Genomic DNA, 21,282 nt, shown 5'->3' on the forward strand with positions numbered 1-21,282 from the left:
TAACATCAGTTCTGTATTAGAATTTTAGTTCCGGCCTGAACGAGCGTTTCATCGAAGGTGCTTTTGATGTCTGCGATGAGGTCCTCTGGATCTTCAAGACCGATCGAGAGGCGCAGATGCCCGTACTTCTGGAAGTTGGGTGGATAGCGATCCGAGCCGCCGCGGCCGCTGCCGCCCACGTGCACGATCAGGCTCTCGTCGTGACCGAGCGAGACCGCCGAGGTGATCACCTTCAGATTTGCGACGAACCGATTTTGAGTGTCGGGATCGCCTTCGACCGCGAAGGCCATCATCGCGCCATAGCCCTTGCCGGCGACTGCTTCTTCGCAACCTGATGCTGGTCATGGCTTTCAAGGCCTGGGTAGGTGACATAGGCAACACGCTTGTCGGCAGCGAGCGACTGGGCGACAAGTTCCGCGGTCAAGAACTGCTGCCTGAGCCGAAGCGGCAAGGTGACCGAGCCGCGCATGATCAGCCAGGCGTTGAAGGGAGAGAGCGTTCCGATAGCGTCGCCTTAACATTTTCGGCGGACTTTACGGGCATGAGCCCGCACCCGCCCACCGATATTATGACGCTCCGATACAAGCGTCATCGTTTTCCTGCCGAGATCATAGCGCATGCGGTGTGGCTCTACTTCCGATTTCCACTGAGCCTGCGTCATGTGGAAGATATTCTGGCCGAGCGCGGCATCGAAGTCTCGTTCCAGACTGTCGCGGAATGGGCTGCCAAGTTCGGCCGCGGATATGCCCGCTCCATCCGGCGGCGGTCCAGGGGTAGTTTTGCCGACAAGTGGCATCTCGACGAAATGGTCGTTGCTATCAAGGGCAAGAAATTCTGGCTGTGGCGGGCCGTCGATGCCGATGGCTATGTTCTCGATGCCTTGATCCAGAGCCGCCGGAACAAGAAGGCGGCCTTGAAGCTGATGCGAAAGCTGCTGAAAGGGCAAGGCACTCACGCCGCGCGTCATGATCACCGACAAGCTCAGATCCTACGATGCGGCCAAAAGGGAAATCATGCCAGGTGTCGAGCATCGATCGCATTAGGGGCTGAATAACCGAGCGGAGAATTCTCATCTGGCAGTTCGACGGCGAGAACGAGGTATGATCCGGTTCAAGTCGGCACGACAATGCCAGCGCTTCGTTTCCATCCATGGCCCGATCGCCAACCTCTTCAATCTTCACCGGAAACATCTGATAGCCGCCGATCACCGCGACATTCGAGCCGCCACTATGGCGGTCTGGAGGCAAATCGCTTTGTCGACAGCCGCGTGAAGAGGCCACATCGGGGGGCATCCCGTGCCCAACCCAAGTTAAGGCGACGCCACCCTTTGCAGCCCCACCGGTCTCGGAAATGCCGTAGTTCGAGGTGCCCAGATACTTCATCGCCACGCGTCCACTTAATCTATGCGGACACTACCGCCACAAGGTACGCGTCAGTAGGCGGCCTCTAGCGTATGCGTACCACCGGGGCCCGCCATGGCGCGGTCAATGGCGTGTGTACGCAAATCGGCAATGACCGGTTCGCTGTGTTCACGACCACCAAGTCGAAGAGCCGGCTGAACTTCCTGCGGCTCCTGAACGGCGGGTCGGCCCGGTGGGTCCTGAACGCCGCCTCACGCGCCTACATGCTGGATCTTCTTGCCGGGCGCGAGCCGTCCGGGTTCGAGGACGCGGCGTCATGGGACGCCCATCTGCTCGCCCATGGCCTGGAGCCCAAGGATGGCCCCCTGGACCCGTTCCGCATCGCCAGTGAAGGCGCGTTGTGGGGCGGTCTGACCGAGGCAAAGGCCCTCGACGGCACCGTCATCCTCAGTGATGGGGCGGGCCAGTTCGCAATCGGCGAGCACGCGCGGTGCTGGGTCCACATGGAGCGGCAGATCCATGCCCTCGATAGCTTCACCGAAACCGCAGCGCCGCGCCAAGGCCCTGATCCAGAGCCGGATCTGGTGGCTCTACAACGACATCAAGGCGTGGTGTCTGGATCCCACGCCCCGAAGAGCCAGGGAATTGGCCCGGCGGTTCGACCGGATCGTCGGCATGAAGACCAGGTTCGTGACCCTCGACCTACTCGCGCGCATCCGGACCGACCGCCAAAGCTTCCTGAAGATCCTCCAACGCCCGGACATTCCGCTCTACACCAACGGCTCGGAGAACGATATCCGCAGCGTGGTGACCCGGCGCAAGATCAGCGGCGGAACCCACAGCGACCAGGGCCGTGCCGCCCGCGACACCATGCTCAGCATGATGAAGACCTGCAACGAGCTCGGTGTCAGCTTCTGGGATTATCTCGGCGATCGCCTCGGCATCCCTGGCAGCAAGATCCTACCGCTTCCCGTTCTCCTCGCCGCTCACTGAATCCCAACAGCAGATCGACGCGCCCAAACGCCACCGCCTTTGCCCCGGTTACTCGAAGAATTCCTAACCGCTTGAAATTTAAGGTAATTACTCACGCCCTTGTCAGGGGCAAGAATCCCTGAATCTATGTGGATATGGATCGCACTGATTTGCAGCGTCTGACGAAGGAAGAGTTGATCGATCTGGTGCTGCGGATACAGCGGCCAGAGAAGACATCGCGCACGTCGTCCAAGCCACCTTCGAGCGATCGCAAGGCGCGTCGGGACAGGGCAAAGCCTGGCGGCGCCAAGGCGGGTCATAAAGGTCACAGCCGCGCCATGAGTGAGGATGCCGATCGCATCATCGATCATCATCCCGACCAATGTCTTTGCTGCCGCGCCAGCCTGTCGAGCGATCTTGCTGCCGAAACCGTCAGCGAGCACGACAAGATTGAGCTTCCCGCGATCAGGCCTTTGATTGAGCGCCATCGGCGCCTGGCAGTCCGTTGCCCGTCCTGCGGCACGCTGGTCGTCGCGGCTGTGCCAGATGCGGCGAAGGGGACGCCGTTCGGGCCACGCGTGCACGCCGTAGCGACCTATCTCAAGACGTTCCAGGCCCTGTCCTACGAGCGGCTGCAGGGCGCGTTCGCGAACCTTTTCGGTCTCAACATTAGCCAGGGCGGACTGATGAACATGTTGCGCCGTGCGCAGGGCGCGTTCGCGGCCGAGTGCGACAAGGCCGTCGCGGCGTTGCGCCGGGCCAAGGTCATCGCCTCCGATGAGACCGGCGTGCGGATCGAAGGAAGCAACGCCTACCACTGGGTGTTTCGCTGCGCCGAAGCGGTTGTTCATCAAGCGGCGCCAACGCGCGGCGCTGTCGTGGTCCGGACCCTGATGGACGGCCATCGGCCCGACGTCTGGTGTTCCGATCGCTATGCCGCACAACAAGGTCACGCAAATGCGCATCAGACCTGCCTGGCGCATCTCGCCCGCGACGTCGCCTATGCGGACGAGGCAAGTGAGGACATGCTGCCCTCACGGCTCAAGCGTTGGCTGCAAAGGGCCTTCGCCCTAGCCGACGGTATCGAAACCTTCGCCGCCTCGACCATCGCCGGCAAGCGTCGCGCCCTGGAGCGAAGTCTGGACGATATCTTCGCCACCACAACGTCGTGCGATCTGGCCCGCGACATCCAAAACAAGTTCAGGCGAGCTCGTAATCAACTTTTGACCTTTGCCCAATGGCCAGGAATGGTCGACGCGACGAACAACGCCTGCGAACGGGCGCTGAGACCCGCCGTCGTTCAACGGAAGATCACCAACGGCTATCGCGCCATGTGGGCCGCCCAGGGCGAAGCCGACATTCGAACCGTCGTCGACACGGCTCGTCTCGCGCCAGGCACGAACCCCTTCAAAATCATCCTTCAAACCGTCAGCGCCTGAAATCTGCGATGACTGAGCCCGCGACCTTGATCTTCCGAGCCTCTCTTCGGGCACGGCTTTGTCGGGACATCGAGGTGTCGAGTTCGAGCACGCTGGCGGATCTGGCCGAAGCCATCGTAGCGGCATTTGGCTTCGACTTGGACCACGCCTACGGCTTCTATTCAAAGCTGACGGGAAAGCTGTTCGACTCGCCCCTGCGGTTCGAACTCTTCGCCGACATAGAGGGGAGCGGCTCTCGCAGCGTGAAGGGCACGCGCGTCAGCACAGCCTTTCAGAAGGTGGGCTCGGCAATGACCTTCTTGTACGACTACGGTGACGAGTGGCGCTTCCGCGTTGAACTTATTGGAACAGGGCAGGCGCAGCCCGATGCCAATTACCCGAGGATCGTCAGCAAGATCGGCAAGGCTCCCCCGCAGTACCCGGACATCGACGACGAGTGACGACGCACCGTGCCGCATCGAAAGGGTGGGTAATTACAATTTAAGCCCTGGCTGCATCTGGCATGACGATTGCTTCGCATCTGGTGCCGTTCACTTAAACAGAGTTTCTTCATGCGCAGATAGAAGCCGAAATAATGCGTGATCGATAAGATAATTCTAGAGAAAGATACCAAAGCACACCTCGGCTCTCAGGAATGGAGTAAGACCCATGATCCGCACCATTGCAGCAGTAGCTTGCCGTCTTACGGATTCGGCCTCGGCGTTCGTATTAGAAGCAAGAGAATTCAAATATTTATCGAGTATCGCTGTTTCGAACAGCTGGAAATATCAACTCTCACCCGTGGCGACTGCCAAGAGGTACCCGTCATTGCTGTCAAACGGGCACCTTGACGGTGCTTCCATTTGATATCGTGGCCCCAGGGTTAGCCCAGGCTGCGTGATATGACGCGCATCCGTCAACTAGTATGCCAGCTGCTGAACGCGCCGAAGACGTATTTCGCAGGCTCAGGATATGGTTCAGACCATACTTCGTCTCGTCCGCATCGCGACAACGGTTGTCCGTCCCACGACAGCAGGCATAACGGTGGAACTCCCAAGCAAGTCCACTCTTGAATGGGAAAATTAGGTCCGCATGCGCACGCGATGCCGAAAAGGGGGCGCGAGCCCCGCACCGGCCCTTTCGGTCCAAATCGGGTAGCCTGTTGCAATCTATTTGTCCTGAAGGAGAACGATATGATGTTCCGTCCATTACATGACCGCACCCTGGTTCGCCGCCTCGAGGCCGAGGAGACGGCGGCCGACGGCATCATCATTCCCGACACCGCGAAGGAAAAGCCGCTGAAGGCCGAGGTGATCGCCGCCGCCCTTGGCGCACGCAAAGAACCCGGCCAGCTTCAGCCGTTGGACCTCAAGCTCGGCGACCGCCGTAAGGCGATGCTGGAGGATATCGCGATCCTGACTGGCGGCGCGGTCATCAGTGAGGATCTCAGAATCAAGCTGGAGAATGTCACGCTGGACGTGCTCGGCCGCGCGCTAGGAAGGTCACGATCGAGAAAAAGGAGAACACCACGATCGTCGACGGTACCCGCAGGAAGGAGGAGATCCGGGGCCTCATCACGCTGTTCAAGGCGCAGATCGAGGAGACCACCTCCGACTGCGACCGCGAAAAGCTACAGGAGGTCTTGCCGGGCGGTGGCGTGGCCCTGCTCAGGGCAGCAAGGGCGTTCGACGCGGCCGCCATCGATGGCTCCGACCAGAAGACCGGTGTCGAGATCGCCGTGCGGCGCGCCAGATCGCCGAGAATGCTGGTGTGGATGGCTCGATCGTCGTCGGCAGGCTGCGAGAAGCCGGAGTTCGGCTATGGCTGGAACGCGCAAACCAACGAATTCGGCCGATCTCTTCAACGAAGGCGTGATCAAATCCCGCCAATGTTCCTCCAAAGCGTGCGCGAACGTATTTCTTGTAAGAATGCAATAACCTAATATTGTCGCACGCAGGTACCTTGTGGTAACAATGACTCGCCAAAGGAGGCCGCATGATACAACCCGGTAGAACCCCACTTCATATTCAGCTCGCCGACATCATTCGGTCTCAGATCGAGAGCGGTGTCTATAATGCTGGTGATCAACTTCCAACTGAGATGGAGTTGATGAAGCAGCACGAGCTCAGCAGCAGCACTGTGCGACAGGCGGTGCTCGCGCTTGTGAGTGAAGGCTTGCTGTATCGACGCGCTGGCAAAGGGACTTTCGTTGCGAAGCGTCACATCGGCCGGGACCTGCTTACGTTTTCAGGATTTTCGGAAGAAGCGGCAGCCCGCGGATTCCGGCCGGGTGCTAGGCATATGACGGCCCACTGGCGTCCCGCTGACGCCGTGGCAGCCGCACTTAACGTGCCGACCCATGAGAGCATTTTCACCATCGAGCGCGTGCGAACGATCGACGACGAGGTCGTAGCAGTTGAGACAGTTTCGTTCGTAGCAGCAATCGGTCGCCTGATGGAAAAACTCGACCTTGCCGACACCTCTTTCACCGAGATTCTTGAGCAGCAACTTGGTGTGCCGCTGGCCCGAGCTAAGCAGGAGATACGGGCCGGCATCGCGCGTGCAAAACTGGCAAAAGCACTCGACGTGTCGAGCGGCACAGCGGTGCTGCAGATCGATCGTACTGCCTTCGACACGGCCGATCGGATTATTTACTTCTCGTCCTCGTCTTATCGGGCGGATCGCTACATTTACAGCTGCTGGATCGAGCGAAACAGCGCCTCGATCGCTCAACCTCGCCGATTGATCGGCCGGAGTAGATGAGATGCTTCGCTCTGAGGAAGTCTATGTAGTTGGCTCTTACGGAGTCGCATTTTGGATTGTGGGCGAGGTACCGGCGCCGGGTGAAACCTTGCTAGGGTCGGGGTTCGCCTTCGGAAATGGCGGCAAAGGCTCCAATCAGGCTATCGGAGCCGCGAGACTTGGGGCCAGATGCAGCCTGCTGGCGGGGGTTGGCGCCGACAAATTTGGTTTAGAAGCTCTGGAACTTTGGCGTGTCGAAGGTGTCGACTGCTCGGCGGTGAGGCAAACATCCGAGACGCCTACGATGGCCGGTATCATCATTCTCGACACCGCAGGCGAGAACCGCATCATCACCGATCCTGGCGCCAATGCGCGGCTCACGACGACCGATGTCGAACCTTCGCAGCCACCTGGAAGAGCCCGGGCATCCTACTCACACAGCTCGAGATCCCAGTCGAGACGGCGGCCCGCGCGCTTGCCATCGGCAAGACGCGGGGACTGACGACCATCCTTAATCCTGCACCTGGCCGCGCCTTGCCGAAGGAGATCCTTGCCGATGTCGACATCCTAACCCCGAACCAGTCGGAAGCACGCATCCTGCTGGGGCTCGAGGCGGACGATTGGCAGGCTGACGCCGAAATAGCGGCAAGACTACGCGGCCTCGGCGTCGGGCACGTTGTAATGACGCTGGGAGCGGATGGTGCGCTGATTGCCGGGCCTGACGGAATGACAAAAATCGCGAGCTACCCGGTCGACGTCGTCGACACCACTGGGGCCGGAGATGCATTCAACGGGGCACTCGCTGCAGGGCTGGCCAGTGGATTGACCCTCGCTGAAGCCGTTCGCCGCGGCACCGCAGCGGGAGCCCTCGCAGTCACGAAAAAGCTCGTGGTTCCGGCATTGCCCGATGAGAGACAGATCGCTGAGTTGATGAAAACCCGGACCGCTCCCCGATGAAAATAAAGGTCGCTTTCCTTCCCACCAGCCCCCTAGCTATCGCCGGCGACGTATGTATTGTCGTCGATGTGATCCGCGCCACGACTGCTATTGTCGCGCTTTTCGACGCCGGCAGCGATCGTGTGTTTGTCGGAGGATTTCGCTCGGACGTCGCCAAAGCGCGCGCCGCCGTTGGCGAGAATGGCGCTATCTGCGCCGAGCTGGATGATGGATCACCCCCCCCGGATTCGATTATGAGCCCTCGCCGTACTTGCTGTCCGGACTCGATCTATCAGGCCGCTTTTCGATGCTGGCAACCGCCAATGGCACGCCAGCAATTCTCACAGCAGTGCGCGAAGGCGCAGCTCTAATACTCCTGGGTTCGTTGCGAAATCTAGATGCGGTTGCCCGGCGCGCTCTCGCTGAAGCGTCATGGCGCAATGCACACATCACGATTATCTGCTCCGGCCAACTGCGCAACTCACGTATCGCGATTGAAGATAGCTATTGCGCCGGAATGATCGTTTCCCGGTTCTGTGAACTTGCGAATGATGACGCAGTCGAACTCGACGACTCCGCGTCGCTTGCTCGTGGTTTCACAATCTCACAAAATAGCGCCGCGACGGTGTTGCTGAGCTCAATGACCGGGCGACGTTTTATTGGCAATTTTCGACAGCATGACGTGGAGTTCTGTGCACGCACCAACGAATCGAAGATCGTTCCTGTCGTCAACGCGCAGCACAAAATTTGTGACCATCCGGTTTATCTCCTCGATGCCTAGTAGCGCAGACGCCATCAGATTGATCAGTGGCCGACCTCGCGTCCTGGCTACGGCAGATCTCAGCCCGGAAGGCATCGCCTCGCTCCGCGAAATGAGCGAACTCAAATTGCTCGGCTGGGCAGCCGGCGAGTGGTTCTGTGATCGCAAGCAGCTAATGGACGCAGTTGCTGATGCGGAGGTCATGTTAGCGGGATACGAGTGCTTTGACGAGGAACTGCTGGCTGCCGCACCTCATCTTCGCGCCATCCTATCAGTGCGCTCGGCTCCGCAAGCGAACATCGATGTGGCGGCCGCTACGGCGAGAGGGATCGCCGTCCTGCACACTGTCGGGCGGACGGATCACGGGGTTGCTGAGTTCACGGTGGCGCTCGCGCTGGGTCTTACTCGGCGCCTTATCCCTGCCAGTGCATGGATTAGGTCCCGCTCCCCTGACTTCGACGCCGGGGAGGATTTTTATCGTGGCACGGTATGGGGTCGCGGCGCGGATTCTCCCCAACTCGCATTCACGGGGATCGAACTGCATGGTCGCACACTCGGTATCATCGGCTTTGGGGCAATCGGTCGTGTCGTCGCTGAAAAGTTTTCCGGCTTTGGCATGAGGATTGTCGTCCATGATCCTTATGTCGACAGCGCCGAGCTAAGAACCCTCGGGGTCGAACCGGTCTCACTCGACCAACTTCTGGCACGCTCGGCGATCGTGACGTTGCACGCGCGGCTCAGCACGCAAACGCGCCGCATGATCGGCGCAGATGAGCTCGATCGGATGCGGCGCGGCGCGTATCTCATCAACACCGGTCGGGCAGGCCTTATCGACACTGGCGCGCTACTACGAGCCTTGGATCGCGAACGGATCGCTGGTGCCGCGCTAGACGTCTTTGACACGGAGCCGCCTTCGGCTAGGGATCCGCTTGTTACTCATCCGCGCGTCCTTGCGACGCCTCACATTGCCGCATGGACCGAAGAAATGCGCGTACGTCACACCCGGAGCATTGTGCAAAATCTGCAGCGGCTCTTGGCCGGCAAACCCGGCAATCTATCGAACCCCGAAGTTCTCACGATGGCTGGAAGGACCGCGCCTTGAAAATCATCGATGTCGCCTCGCGTCTCTATCACATCCCGCCGACGGTCTCCTGGGAGGACGCCACACACCGCGTCGCGAACCTGGAATTCATCGTCACCCGCGTAACCACAGACGCTGCAATCATTGGCGAGGGCTTTGCCTACACGACAGGAATCGGCGGAAGCGCCATCCTCGCCCTGATCGATGATTATTGCCGAACGATGCTTGTTGGACAAGATCCGCGACAGATTGAACGGCTTTGGTCGTTCCTCTATGGCCAATTGCATCGCAGCGGCACCGGGGGCATCAACACCCTTGCATTGGGCGCGATCGACATCGCCCTATGGGATATTGCGGCCAAGTGGTACGACGTTCCATTATTCCGTCTGCTCGGTGCGCGGCGTGACAGCATCCCCACCTATGGCAGCGGCATAGACCTCTTCCTCGACAGTGACGCTCTACTCAACCAGGTCGATGGATTCTTGGCAGCGGGCCACAAGGCGGTGAAGATCAAGGTCGGTCGGGAGAACGCCGAAGAAGATCTTGATCGTATCGTAGCCGTGAAGAAACTGATCGGTCCCACGCGACGACTGTTCGTCGATGCCAATCAGCGCTGGAATGTCGCCGACTGCATGATCCGCCTGCAGAAACTCGCGGGTTTCGATCTTGGCTGGATCGAAGAGCCTCTTCATGCCGAGGACATTCGCGGGCACGCCGACTTACGCGGCTTCATAGCGCTGCCCATTGCGGTCGGCGAAAGCCTATATACGCGGCATCAGTTTGCCGATTATCTCCAGGCCAACGCCGTAGATGTCGTCCAGGCGGACGTGTGCCGCGTCGGAGGTATCAGCGAATGGCTGAAGATCGCCAATGTGTCAGCGTCCTTTCACCGCACCATGGCGCCCCACTACATGTCCGAACTGTCCGTCGCCATGATGTGTGCGATCGACAACGCGGACATCCTCGAATGCGTGCACGGCGGAAGCTTCTCGGAAATGGGTGTACTTCAGACGGAACTTCGCCTTGAGAACGGTGTAGCCTTTCCATTTGAAACACCCGGACACGGCGTCACGTTCGACGACGAGAAACTCGAACCCTTCGCTATCGATCCGGCTGAACTCCGGACTCGGAACATGCAGAGCGCAAAGTAAATGCGTATTCATCACGCCAGCACGGCGTTCGATTGCAACAACCTCCTGGGCGAAGGATGCTACTGGAGCGCGTTGGATCATAGCCTTTGGTGGACTGACATTGAAGGAAAGTGCGTTTTTCGCTGGGACGACCACGGGAAAGCTGGGGCTTTGCGGCAACTTCCTGATCGTGCGGCGTTCGTCTTTCCACGGGCGCGTGGTGGCTTCGTGCTCGGCTTTCCTAAGTCGATAGCTGTCACTGATCCCACCTTCACCGACTTCTCACAAGTCGCCGAAATTGAGCCGCACCTCCCGCAAACCCGTATCAACGACGCCGCTATCGATCCCTACGGTGGAATCGTCTTTGGCACATACAATGAACTAGGCCGTGAGCGAACTGGAGGCCTATATCGCATTGCGCCCAATGGCGAGGTCGTTACGCTCTTGAGTGGGGTAGCGGCCGCCAACGGATTGGAATTTTCGCCCGACGGCCAGATCATGTACTTTACCGACACCGCGGAGGGCACAATCCGACGTTTCGCACTCGCTCCGCGTTTTGCGGGTCTTGCCGAGATGGAGCCACTGGCAGGCCCGAACATCGCTCCGGGATCGCCTGATGGCGCCACTGTGGACATTGAAGGGGGCTACTGGAGCGCCAGGCTACGAGGCGGCTGTGTCGTTCGTATTGATCGAAACGGTCACCTGACAGATCGCGTCGATATACCGAGTATGGCGCCAACCTGTGTGGCACTTGGCGGCGAAAGTCTGAAAACGCTGTTCATAACTTCACGACGGATCAGGCAATCATCTGACGAGCTTCTTCGATTTCCCGAGTCCGGCAACCTATTCTGCGTTGAGGTCGGTCAGGCGGGCCGACCGCCCTTCAGTTGTAGAGTTTAGCTTCCCAAGAGAACGAGGCGGCCAACTCGGCCGGCGCGGGCGGAGCGAAATCGGGCTTCGTAGCGGTGAACTGAGGGACAGTGCATGACACCGATCTTCAGCGGCTCTCCGGCTCTTGCGGAAATTCCAGCCAATTGCGCAGCGTTCAACCACTTCCTCTACGATGGCCAGCTCGAGCCCGACAACCTGATCGCGGAGCGCGCCATTGGTGGATTTACAACGACCGATTCATACTGCACCTCCTCTTCAAACGTCCGGAAAGGGGTCGGAACAAGAACTGCTCAAAATCGTACGCTAAGGGCGAACGGAGCAAGAACCCGAGTGCGATATCGGCCGCATTGCACTTGATCTCTGTGGATAGCGTAGCCACGGCTGACGTATGTGCCCCCCAGTTTGACATCGTTCCATCGAGTATTGTGATGGAGTCGGGCGATGCGCAGACGGAAGCTTCTCAAAGATCAAGATCGGCAAAAACTTTTCAGTGTGCCTACCGATGAGGACAGCCTCATCCGACACTATTCGCTGTCATCGGCTGACAGGCTTGAGATTGGCCTTCGCAGGCGAGAACACAATCAGCTCGGCTTTGCTGTTCAGCTTTGCCTGATGCGCCACCCAGGCAGAGTGCTCGCCGCCGGAGAGACTCCGCCTCGCGCAATGCTGAAGTATGTTGCCGATCAGGTCGGCGCCGACCTCGGGTCGTTCGCGCTCTATGCGCGCCGTGAAGAAACCCGTCGCGACCACGCCGCGCGCTTGATGATGTATCTCGATACGAAGAGCGCAACGGGGGAGAACCGTCGAGCGGCGCTACTGGCTGCGATTCAGGCGGCAACGATGTCCGACGACAGCGTCGGGATTGCGAAAGCCATCGCCGCGTCTTTTCGGGAACGCGGTTCCCTACTTCCGGTGACCGAGACAATCGAGCGAATAGGGCTCGCGGGCCGCTCGATTGCTCGTCGGCGGGCAGAGAGAGTGCTCATCGAAGAAATTTCGGTCGATAAGCTTCAATCATTGGATAAACTGTTGGAGGTTGACCCGGCCATCGGCCAGACGCGCTTTCATTGGCTGCGATCGGCGCCAGAAGCGCCGGGTGCATCCAACCTGGTCGGACTGACTGAACGGATTGCATTCTTGCGGACGCTGGAGATCGATCCGAAATTGCAGGCTCGCATATCATCGGGACGGTGGGAGCAGATGATCCGTGAGGGCAACGCCACGCCGGCATGGCTGGCCAACGACTTCAACGCGAGTCGCCGGCACGCGCTGATCGTGGCACAGGTCATCAAACTCGGCCAGAAGCTCACCGACGATGCAGTGTCGATGTTTATCAAGCTGATGGGTCGACTGTTTTCGCAAGCCAGTAACCGCAAGAAACAGCGACACATAGACTGCAGGCCGGATACCGCCAAGGCGCTGCGCATGTTCCTCGACACAATCACAGCCCTGCAGTCCGCCAATGACTATGGCCGGAACGCATTGGAGGTTCTCGATCAAGAAGTTGGATGGCACCGGCTGCTCCGGATGAAGCCTGAGCTTGAGTCGATGGTCGAGGACAACGAGGCGTCGCCATTGACCTTAGCGGCCGAGCAATATGCGACTGTCAACAAATATGCCGGTGCGTTCCTGCAGGCGTTCACGTTCCGCTCAGCTCGCCGCCACGATCCGCTTCTTGCGGCGACTGCGTTGCTGAGACGGCTCTATGCCGAGAAGCGCCGAGCGCTGCCGGAACGTGTCCCCATAACTCACCTCAGCCAAGCCGATCGCAAGCTCATTCTTGGACAGGAGAAGCCGGATCGTCGTCTCTATGAAATCGCAACGCTCGCGGCTTTACGAGATCGACTTCGGTCGGCGGACATATGGGTCGACGGCAGTCGATCCTTCCGACCAATCGACGAGCATCTGATGCCGCGGTCAACGTTCACCACAATGAAGGAGCAGGATAGGCTCGGACTTGGCGTTCAGGGTGACGGTGCGGCCTGGCTCGCGGAAGCGCGACAGATGCTCGACTTCAACCTGAAGCGGCTGGCGCATAGAGCACGATCCGGAAAGCTCGAAGGTGTTCGTCTGGAAGCCGGCACGTTGATCGTTACGCCAACCGCTGGTGAGGTGCCCGTGGAAGCTGAGGATCTTAACGCCGAGATCAGTGAACTCTATCCGTTGATCGAGGTGCCGGACCTCCTGAGGGAAGTGCACGAATGGACCGGCTTTGCCGATTGCTTCACGCATGTTCGCACGGGTGACACTCCGAGGAATGTCTCGGCAATGCTGGCTGGCGTACTCGCCGATGCGACCAACCTCGGTCCGAAACGGATGGCCAGCGCGTCCAAAGGCATCAGCGCTCACCAGATCAGCTGGATGCGTACCTTCCACGCCCGGTCAGAGACCTACCGCGCAGCCCAGGCCTGCGTGACGGACGCACACACCCGCCATCCGCATTCTCGCCTTTGGGGCAACGGCACGACGTCATCATCTGATGGCCAATTCTTCCGAGCAAGCGACCGAGCCGCAAAGCGCGGAGATATCAATCTACATTACGGCAGTGAGCCCGGTTCGAAATTCTACAGTCATCTGTCCGACCAGTACGGCTACTTCAGCATCCTGCCGATCAGTCCGACTGAGAGCGAAGCTGCCTATGTGCTCGACGGGCTGTTCGATCAGGACACGATCCTCGACATTCAGGAGCACTTCACGGACACCGGCGGCGCCAGCGATCACGTCTTCGGATTGTTCGCCTTGATCGGCAAACGCTTCGCACCTCGGTTACGCAACCTCAAGGATCGGAAGTTCCACACGTTCGAGAAAGGCGATGCATACCCGGCGCTGTCGAACCACATCGGAGCACCGATCAACACCACGCTCATCCTCGACCACTGGGACGATCTGCTTCATCTCGCGGCGTCGATCACGACGCGATCCGTCGTGCCGTCGACCATCCTGAAGAAGCTTTCGGCATCGCCAAAAGAAGGTCAGCTCGCCAGGGCGCTGCGGGAACTGGGTCGTATTGAGCGGTCTCTCTTCATGATCGAATGGTACTCGAGCCCGACATTGCGCCGGCGCTGCCAAGCCGGACTCAACAAAGGTGAGGCTGCGCACAAGCTCAAACGCGCGGTGTTTTTCCATGAGCGTGGTGAAATCCGTGACCGATCGTTCGAAAGCCAAGCGTTCCGCGCCTCCGGCCTCAACCTCGTCGTTAGTGCGATCGTACACTGGAATACGGTCTATCTTGATCGGGCTGTCACACACTTGAAAATGGCGGGCAAAAACATCCCCGAGATGCTGCTGAAGCACATCTCCCCACTCAGCTGGGAGCACATCAACCTGACCGGCATCTACACCTGGGACAGCGAGCAGCATCTGCCGGAAGGCTTTAGGACACTGCGCCTTCCGGTGGGGCTAAAGCGTGTCGCATGATGTTCATGATCCGTTCGACTTTAGCGTACGATTTTGAGCAGTTCTTGTTCCGACCCCAGAATTGGATGGGGAATTAGCATTAGGCTGTCCTCAATGCAGGTTGGGGTGCGCCCCGGTGCCGGTTTCATCAATTACATATCCGCGTGAGAACCGATCGAGTCGGTAAGCGCGCGCGGTCTCATGAGGGGAGCCGGTCGCAAGAAGATGGGCGAAAGAGTAACCGCTGGCTGGGGTCGCCTTGAATCCACCAATGCACCAGCCGCCGTTGAAAAAGAGGCCTTCGATGTTCGTGCGATCAATGATCGGTGAGCCGTCCATCGACATATCCATCAGGCCGCCCCACATCCGCAGCAGTCGCGCACGTCCGATCATCGGCATCAGCGCCAAGCCGCATTCAGCCGCATGCTCGACCACCGGAAGATTGCCCCGCTGGGCGTAGGAATTATAGCCGTCGATATCGCCACCGAAGACCAGGCCGCCCTTGTCCGACTGGCTGATGTAGAAATGTCCCGCCCCGAAGGTGATGACGCCAGGAAGTATCGGCTTTAAGCCTTCTGAGACGTAGGCCTGCAACACATGGCTTTCCATTGGAAGCCGCATCCCCGCCATCGCCATCACCCGGCCCGAAGATCCCGCCACTGCGACGCCAACCTTACCGGCACCAATATAGCCCCGCGAGGTCTCGACACCGCGGATTTTGCCATCGACAATCCGGAAACCTGTCACCTCGCAGTTCTGGATCAGGTCCACACCACGCAGGTCGGCGCCACGGGCGTATCCCCACGCCACGCCATCGTGCCGCGCCGTTCCCCCGCGCGGCTGCAATAAAGCGCCACGGATTGGAAAGCGCGCATTCTCGAAGTTCAGAAAGGGAACCATCGCGCGCAAATCTTCGCGGCTCAACAGACGCGCGTCAGCTCCGGCGAGGATAACCGCGTTTGCGCGGCGTCGAAATGAATCGCGCTGCGAATCCGAGTGAAGAAGGTTGATGACTCCGCGTTGAGAGACCATCGCGTTGAAGTTGAGTTCCTGCTCCAGTCCTTCCCAGAGCTTCATCGAAAATTCGTAGAATGGCTCGTTGCCGGGAAGCAGATAATTTGAACGGATAATGGTCGTGTTGCGGCCAATATTCCCCGATCCCAACCAGCCCTTCTCCAGCACAGCGATACGGGACTGCCCGAACGTCTTGGCCAGATAGTAAGCGGTCGCTAGACCGTGACCGCCTCCCCCGACGACCACATAGTCATAGTCTGATTTGGGCTCCGGATTACGCCAAAGAGGGCGCCATCCAGTGTTCCCTTTGAGCGCTTCGGCAAATACGCGGAAGCCTGAGAATTTCATCTCCCGAATTCCTTTTGACAGTATTAGGCTTTTGGGCCCGCAATAGTGGATCAATTCCCACTGCTAGGAGATACGTAGCCACGGTAGCAGAACGACACCGGACCGGTCATTGTCGCCATGTCGCCGTCAATCGCTACGGTCATAACGCCGCCAGGCAGGTGCACTGTGACCTTGCTGCCCTTGACCAAATTTCGTTGATGCGCCGCGAATACCGCAGCGTACGCACCCGTTCCACAAGCCTGTGTCAGGATCCCCGGCCGCTCCCATACGGCGAGTCTGATCGTGTACTCGTCCACAATTTCTGCCGCGCCGACGTTGGCGCCCTCGGCGAACAATGGATGGGTCTGGATTGCGGGCCCGTGCGTGGGGAGGTCTACATTGGCGAGAGAAGATACGAAGAACACCGCATGCGGATTGCCAACGTTTACGGCTACACCGTTGGCAAGCGGGCCCGAGATCAGCGGCAAGTCCAGTGTGTCAGCTGGCTGAGACAGGGGCACACGCCGCCAATCCAAGCTTATGGGCCCCAGCTCCACGCTGACGGTCATCGGCCCGCCATCACGGCATGCCAGCACACCCGCGGCCGTTTCGATTCGGACCTCGTTGGCGCGCGCTTCGTTCATGAGCAGGTAGGCGACGCAACGGGCGGCGTTCCCGCAAGCACCGACTTCTCGGCCATCTATGTTGAAAATTCGCATGAACGCGGCAGCTCCCGCGGCTTGCCCAGCTTTGGTAGGGGGCTCTAGGACAAGCAACTCGTCAGCTCCGACCCCGGCATGTGCATCACAAATCCGCTCAATATCAGGGCTTCGCAGGTGTCGCATGTGTTCGCGTCCGTCTAGAATCACGAACGCATTGCGCACACCGTGCATCTTGATGAACGGGATTTCGAACGTGGGGTTGAACGACCAGGGCTCCCTGAAAAACGCGGTGTGGCTCGGCGTCATGTACTTACCGCCCCCAGATCAGAGTCGTCGTTTGATTTCATATCGCGCCATCTTGAATCAGCTTCGAGCGCCATCATCTCGGCAACGGTCTGGCGCCGCCTGATAATCGCGTAGCGGCTACCATCCACCAGGACTTCGGCTACGAGAGGCCGAGCATTATAGGTCGATGCCATTGCAGCGCCGTAGGCGCCCGCCGACAGGAAGGCAATGCGATCACCCGGCATGAGTGCTGGAAGATGCGTATAGAGACCGAAGGCATCAGCGCTTTCGCAAACCGGTCCTACGATGCGGCACGGACGCGTCGGGCCGCCGCGTGGGCGCAGCATGGTCACGGGATGCAGGGCCTCGTAGAGCGCAGGCCGTGCAAGATCGTTCATACCGGCATCCACGACGACTATATCGGCATCTTCGGCCGGCTTGATATAGAGTACCTGGGTAAGCAGAACTCCAGCCTCGCCCACTAGCCGGCGGCCAGGCTCGACTGTGAGTTCCGCGCACAAGTGACCGACCGTATCGCGAACGACGCCCGCATAGCTGCCCAGGTCGGGCGGCGTACCATGGCCATAAGAGATACCAAGGCCTCCGCCGAGATCCAGTCGATGCACCGGCAACCCGGTGGCACGAAGTTCCTCTGTCAGCCCCGCAATTCGAGCATAGGCGCGTCGATAAGGCTCCAGATGCATAACCTGCGACCCGATATGTACGGCCAACCCAACCGGTTCGAGGAAAGGCGAGGCCGCCACGCGTGCATAGAGCGCCGTTGCCTGCTCTAGAGCGATGCCGAACTTGTCGCCCTTACGTCCAGTCGAAATCTTACTGTGGGACAGAGCATCGACATCCGGATTGACGCGCAGCGCGACCGGAGCGCGAACATTGCGACCTTCGGCGACGCAAGCGATGAGATCAAGCTCGCTCGCGGACTCCACGTTAAACTGATGAATGCCTGTATCGAGCGCCCATGCGATTTCTTCACGCGTCTTGCCGACCCCGGAGAAGATGATACGTAGGGGGGGCACGCCCACGGCTAGCGCCCGTTCCAACTCGCCTCCGGAAACGATGTCCATCCCGCACCCGAGTTGCGCCAGTTGCGCCAGGATGGACAGGTTGCCGTTGGCCTTTACGGCGTAGCATATTGAGACGTCTTCGCCGACAGCGATCTTAAAAGATCGGTAGGCCTCCGCTATCGCCGCGCTCGAATACACGTAAACAGGCGTGCCGAGGCTCGCGGCAAGCTTCTCCAGATCGACCGCCTCCAGCTGAATGGCCCCACCGACGGGGGATAGGCCAACTGTGTGCTTGGAACGCCGTGCAATGTCTCCAAGCTCGGACCGACCGATGTCTTTCTCACGCGCCATAGAATGCCTCTTCCATGCAGTAGAGGACATCATTCCACAGGCATCATGGGATGAAAAATGCACATTTTTTCGCTGGTTTATTCAGTTCTGATATAAAACATTGTTCTAGGTTCCGGGTTTTGCGAACTCTTCGGCCATAAGGCGACATTCCTCCGCTATAAGCGAAGCCGCGTTGGCAGCCAACGTGCTGATCGGCCGCCCTCGTGGACGACAGATGCCGACCACGAAGGGGATCGAAATCGACAGCGGGCGCACGATTACGCCCCGGCCTCTGTAGGCGTGGGCACTGAAAGGGTTTACCAGCCCCACACCTACGCCCTGCTGGACGAGCGAGCAGATAGCATCCGCCATTGGCACCTCAACACGGATGTTACGAAAAGAGCCAGGATCGGGGAACAATCTTTGGAAACGCGCGCGATAGGGGTCGGTGGAGGAGTAGCTAATCAGCGTTTGGTCATCAAGATCGCCCGGAGCGATCACCGCCCGCGCAGCAAGCGGATGTCCAAACGGCAGCACACAGACTTCCTCGCCCGCCGTCACCTCCCCGATCTCCACTCCATCCACCGGCACACCGACCTCTATCACAGCGAGTTCGTAGCGCAGGGCGAGCAGGTCCCTCATGAGGCTCGCTTGCTCGACCGGGTAGAGCCCGATGCGGGAGGATGGTTCGGATTCGAGGAGACGGCGGCAGACGCGCGGCATGAGCGTCAGTGAAAATAGCGGGAGGCATCCGATAAGGACGGACTGATTAGTATTGTCGCGAATAGCTTCTGCGGCATGCATCAATTGCTCAAGCCCGAAATACGAACGCTTGACCTCTGCGTGCAAGGTCAACGCCTTCTCTGTCGCAAACAGGCGCCGGGAACGTCTTTCGAACAGCTTTAAGTCAAGCAGTCGTTCAAGCGTGGCAAGCTCACGGCTTAATGTGGGCTGCGAGGTGCGCATGAACTCTGCCGCTTTCGTCAGGCTGCCAGCGGTCATGATCGCATGAAAAACCTCAACGTGGCGCAAGGTTATTGGCATGCAATTCTCCATATCAGATATGAAATATATTACTTCAAATATGACACATTTTTGAATAAAAAAGGTCGTTCCGACGAAGGCCTCCGCCATTCGCATTTGGCGATGCGACGACCGTCCCTGACGTCTTCGGCGGTGGGGGCAGTCACATCATGTTGGGAAGCGCGAAAGCTCAACGGACACGCCATTTCGAGCTTTACGCTTTGAAACCGCCGAGGCTGCTTCCGCAATCGAAGCATCGCACATGAGAACGGCTCCATCAACGGCCCGCACGGCCATCTCAAGCGGGCGATCAATGACGCGCTGCTGATGCGGGGATCGAGCGATTTCGACGGCCTGGTAGCCTACCGTCGCTTTGTCGACGAGATCGGCAGCCGCGTGAATGCTCGCAACGGCGCCGAGATCGTCATCCCGCCCAAGCGCAATCGCAAGGTCCAGCGGCCTTACGACCACGATCTCTACAAGGAGCGAAATCGGATCGAACGCTTCTTCAGCAAACTCAAGCAGTTCAGGCGCGTCGCAACCCGGTACGACAAATTGCTCGCCAACTTCATGGGCTTCGTCAAACTCGCCGCCATCGCAATCTGGGCACCTCGAACTACGGCATTTCCGAGACCTGTGGGGCGGCAAAGCGGTTCGGCCCGGGCTGATGGCGGGAAGTGGCTTCGGTTTTGGTCGTTGAGGTTGATGCTGGGTGCCGAGTTTGGCGTCGCGGCGGCGTTTTCCGCCGCTTTTGGCGTCATGCAGGCGCAGTTCGCCCCTGGTGCCAGACGTAGCGCATCAGATTGTAGGCGAGGTTCGTCAGGCCGATCTTGGTCCTGGCGCGGGCGATGCCGATCGTGCGGATGAAGAGTTTCATCTGCGCCTTCTGACGGGCGAAGACGTGCTCGACGAAGGCTCGGGTCTTTGAGCGCCGGCCGTTGGCCCGCGACGTCGCTTCGCTCATAGGCCGGCCCTTCGGCTTCTTGTGGTGGATTTCGGAGACATATCCGTTCCGGTCGAGCCACTCCTCGTTCTTCTTCGAGCGATAGGCGGTGTCGGCCCAGACCGTAGACCCGGTATTGGCGCGGTTGAGCACGTTGCGAAGCTGCGCGCCGTCATAGGCGGATGCGCTCGTGACGTTCCAGCCGCGGATGAAGCCGTGCCGGCGGTCGATGGCGGCATGGTTCTTGTAGCCGAAAGCGGGAATGGCGATGTCGCGCTGCTGCGCCTTTCCCTCCTCGGCGACCTTGGCCTTGGAGAACTTCACCGTCCAGCGGGCATCGCGATCCTTCTGGCGCAGCTTGGCCGGCTTCTCCTTCCATGCGTCCGGCACCTTGCCCGCCTTGATGTCGGCCTTCTCGGCGTCGGTGTTGCGCTGCTTCGGCGCCGCCACGATGGTGGCGTCGACGATCTGCCCGCCCATCGCCAGATAGCCGGCCTTGGCGAGGTGCTTGTCGAAGCGGGCAAACAGGTTCTCCACCGCGCAGGCCTGCGTCAGATGCTCGCGAAACAGCCAAATCGTCTTGGCGTCTGGCACTCTGTCGCCGAGCCCCAGTCCGAGGAAGCGCATGAAGGACAGCCGGTCCTGGATCTGGAACTCGGCCTGGTCGTCGGACAGCCCGTAGAGCGCCTGCAGCACCATGATCTTGAACATCATCACCGGGTCGTAGGCAGGACGACCGCCCCTGGCGCCGTCCGAGCGCTTCAGCACCTTGGCCAAAGGCTTGCGGAAAACCTCCCACGGCACAACGGCGTTCAACTTCTCCAGGGGATCGCCGGCTTCGCTTAGCCGAGCATAGAGCTCATCGATATCCCAGAACCCGGCCTGTCCCCGCATCCAATCCCTCCTTCCAAATCGCAACGGCAGTGAATCACAAACCGGTCAAAATGGGGAGGTTTTTCGAGACCTCCATCCTGGCTCAAATAGTT

The 21,282-nt window shown here is 59.4% G+C and carries 19 protein-coding genes and 5 pseudogenes; 16 read left to right on the forward strand and 8 right to left on the reverse strand.

What is annotated here, in order from left to right; genetic code table 11:
* Nucleotides 1-5: 5 nt before the first annotated feature.
* Together ACFSQT_RS17870 and ACFSQT_RS17875 are read right to left on the reverse strand one after the other, a co-directional pair.
* Nucleotides 6-293, reverse strand: coding sequence for a PLP-dependent transferase (locus ACFSQT_RS17870; RefSeq protein WP_379020772.1), 288 nt, complete (start codon nucleotides 291-293; stop codon nucleotides 6-8).
* A complete protein-coding gene (locus ACFSQT_RS17875; RefSeq protein ID WP_379020774.1) occupies nucleotides 290-469 on the reverse strand; it encodes a PLP-dependent transferase in 180 nt (59 codons plus the stop codon). Before ACFSQT_RS17875 ends, ACFSQT_RS17870 begins: the two co-directional genes overlap by 4 nt.
* Nucleotides 470-541: 72 nt before the next feature.
* On the opposite strand from ACFSQT_RS17875, the pseudogene ACFSQT_RS17880 reads away from it, so the two are divergent.
* Nucleotides 542-1,271 (forward strand): annotated as a pseudogene (locus ACFSQT_RS17880) (IS6 family transposase).
* A 404-nt stretch (nucleotides 1,272-1,675) separates the two neighbouring features.
* Here the strand turns inward: ACFSQT_RS17880 and ACFSQT_RS17885 are convergent.
* The gene (locus ACFSQT_RS17885) at nucleotides 1,676-1,882 is read right to left on the reverse strand and encodes a hypothetical protein (RefSeq protein ID WP_379020776.1); all 207 of its coding nucleotides are present in this window, start codon (nucleotides 1,880-1,882) and stop codon (nucleotides 1,676-1,678) included.
* Here ACFSQT_RS17885 and ACFSQT_RS17890 point away from each other — a divergent pair.
* From ACFSQT_RS17890 to ACFSQT_RS17950, 13 genes and pseudogenes are all read left to right on the forward strand, one after another.
* Nucleotides 1,881-2,354 (forward strand): IS66 family transposase, encoded by a 474-nt coding sequence (locus ACFSQT_RS17890; RefSeq protein ID WP_379020778.1) that lies wholly within the window; start codon nucleotides 1,881-1,883, stop codon nucleotides 2,352-2,354. The two genes, ACFSQT_RS17885 and ACFSQT_RS17890, sit on opposite strands and share 2 nt — an antisense overlap.
* 134 nt (nucleotides 2,355-2,488) lie before the next feature.
* Nucleotides 2,489-3,772, forward strand: a complete 1,284-nt coding sequence (gene tnpC / locus ACFSQT_RS17895; protein WP_379016781.1) for an IS66 family transposase — start codon at nucleotides 2,489-2,491, stop codon at nucleotides 3,770-3,772.
* Between the two features lie 8 nt (nucleotides 3,773-3,780).
* Entirely contained in the window at nucleotides 3,781-4,212 is a 432-nt protein-coding gene (locus tag ACFSQT_RS17900; protein ID WP_095090355.1) for an IS1096 element passenger TnpR family protein, read from the forward strand.
* Between the two features lie 735 nt (nucleotides 4,213-4,947).
* Nucleotides 4,948-5,628, forward strand: a pseudogene (locus ACFSQT_RS17905) (co-chaperone GroES); the annotation flags it as partial.
* Nucleotides 5,629-5,746: 118 nt separating this feature from the next.
* A complete protein-coding gene (locus tag ACFSQT_RS17910; RefSeq protein ID WP_379020780.1) occupies nucleotides 5,747-6,514 on the forward strand; it encodes a GntR family transcriptional regulator in 768 nt (255 codons plus the stop codon).
* Nucleotide 6,515: 1 nt separating this feature from the next.
* Entirely contained in the window at nucleotides 6,516-6,995 is a 480-nt protein-coding gene (locus ACFSQT_RS17915; protein WP_379020782.1) for a PfkB family carbohydrate kinase, read from the forward strand.
* Nucleotides 6,920-7,450, forward strand: coding sequence for a PfkB family carbohydrate kinase (locus ACFSQT_RS17920; protein ID WP_379020947.1), 531 nt, complete (start codon nucleotides 6,920-6,922; stop codon nucleotides 7,448-7,450). Before ACFSQT_RS17915 ends, ACFSQT_RS17920 begins: the two co-directional genes overlap by 76 nt.
* Nucleotides 7,447-7,623 (forward strand): annotated as a pseudogene (locus ACFSQT_RS17925) (2-phosphosulfolactate phosphatase); the annotation flags it as partial. The gene ACFSQT_RS17920 and the pseudogene ACFSQT_RS17925, both read left to right, overlap by 4 nt.
* Before the next feature lie 38 nt (nucleotides 7,624-7,661).
* Nucleotides 7,662-8,210, forward strand: a complete 549-nt coding sequence (locus ACFSQT_RS17930; protein WP_379020949.1) for a 2-phosphosulfolactate phosphatase — start codon at nucleotides 7,662-7,664, stop codon at nucleotides 8,208-8,210.
* The gene (locus ACFSQT_RS17935; RefSeq protein ID WP_379020951.1) at nucleotides 8,203-9,291 is read left to right on the forward strand and encodes an NAD(P)-dependent oxidoreductase; all 1,089 of its coding nucleotides are present in this window, start codon (nucleotides 8,203-8,205) and stop codon (nucleotides 9,289-9,291) included. The genes ACFSQT_RS17930 and ACFSQT_RS17935 overlap by 8 nt, the downstream gene beginning before the upstream one ends.
* A complete protein-coding gene (locus ACFSQT_RS17940; protein WP_379020784.1) occupies nucleotides 9,288-10,421 on the forward strand; it encodes a mandelate racemase/muconate lactonizing enzyme family protein in 1,134 nt (377 codons plus the stop codon). Before ACFSQT_RS17935 ends, ACFSQT_RS17940 begins: the two co-directional genes overlap by 4 nt.
* The gene (locus ACFSQT_RS17945) at nucleotides 10,422-11,300 is read left to right on the forward strand and encodes an SMP-30/gluconolactonase/LRE family protein (RefSeq protein ID WP_379020786.1); all 879 of its coding nucleotides are present in this window, start codon (nucleotides 10,422-10,424) and stop codon (nucleotides 11,298-11,300) included.
* 432 nt (nucleotides 11,301-11,732) lie between these two features.
* Complete coding sequence (locus ACFSQT_RS17950) at nucleotides 11,733-14,708, forward strand: Tn3 family transposase (RefSeq protein WP_379020788.1); 2,976 nt, start codon at nucleotides 11,733-11,735, stop codon at nucleotides 14,706-14,708.
* Nucleotides 14,709-14,798: 90 nt separating this feature from the next.
* Here the strand turns inward: ACFSQT_RS17950 and ACFSQT_RS17955 are convergent, their stop codons facing one another.
* From ACFSQT_RS17955 to ACFSQT_RS17970, 4 genes are all read right to left on the reverse strand, one after another.
* A complete protein-coding gene (locus tag ACFSQT_RS17955; RefSeq protein ID WP_379020790.1) occupies nucleotides 14,799-16,049 on the reverse strand; it encodes a sarcosine oxidase subunit beta family protein in 1,251 nt (416 codons plus the stop codon).
* Between the two features lie 50 nt (nucleotides 16,050-16,099).
* On the reverse strand, nucleotides 16,100-16,996 hold the full coding sequence (dapF, locus tag ACFSQT_RS17960) for a diaminopimelate epimerase (RefSeq protein ID WP_379020792.1): 897 nt from the start codon (nucleotides 16,994-16,996) through the stop codon (nucleotides 16,100-16,102).
* A complete protein-coding gene (gene lysA / locus ACFSQT_RS17965) occupies nucleotides 16,993-18,351 on the reverse strand; it encodes a diaminopimelate decarboxylase (RefSeq protein WP_379020794.1) in 1,359 nt (452 codons plus the stop codon). Before lysA ends, dapF begins: the two co-directional genes overlap by 4 nt.
* 105 nt (nucleotides 18,352-18,456) lie before the next feature.
* Nucleotides 18,457-19,464 carry a LysR family transcriptional regulator gene (locus ACFSQT_RS17970; protein ID WP_379020796.1) on the reverse strand — a complete coding sequence of 336 codons (1,008 nt, stop codon included), beginning with the start codon at nucleotides 19,462-19,464 and terminating at the stop codon, nucleotides 18,457-18,459.
* A gap of 135 nt (nucleotides 19,465-19,599) precedes the next feature.
* Here ACFSQT_RS17970 and ACFSQT_RS17975 point away from each other — a divergent pair.
* Nucleotides 19,600-19,776 (forward strand): annotated as a pseudogene (locus ACFSQT_RS17975) (IS21 family transposase); the annotation flags it as partial.
* Nucleotides 19,765-19,959, forward strand: a pseudogene (locus ACFSQT_RS17980) (transposase); the annotation flags it as partial. The pseudogenes ACFSQT_RS17975 and ACFSQT_RS17980, both read left to right, overlap by 12 nt.
* Nucleotides 19,960-20,110: 151 nt before the next feature.
* Here ACFSQT_RS17980 and ACFSQT_RS17985 read toward each other — a convergent pair.
* Nucleotides 20,111-21,190 (reverse strand): IS5 family transposase, encoded by a 1,080-nt coding sequence (locus ACFSQT_RS17985; protein ID WP_379020798.1) that lies wholly within the window; start codon nucleotides 21,188-21,190, stop codon nucleotides 20,111-20,113.
* Nucleotides 21,191-21,282: the final 92 nt, after the last annotated feature.

This window comes from Mesorhizobium calcicola, assembly GCF_042682105.1.
GTDB classification, from domain to species: domain Bacteria; phylum Pseudomonadota; class Alphaproteobacteria; order Rhizobiales; family Rhizobiaceae; genus Mesorhizobium; species Mesorhizobium calcicola.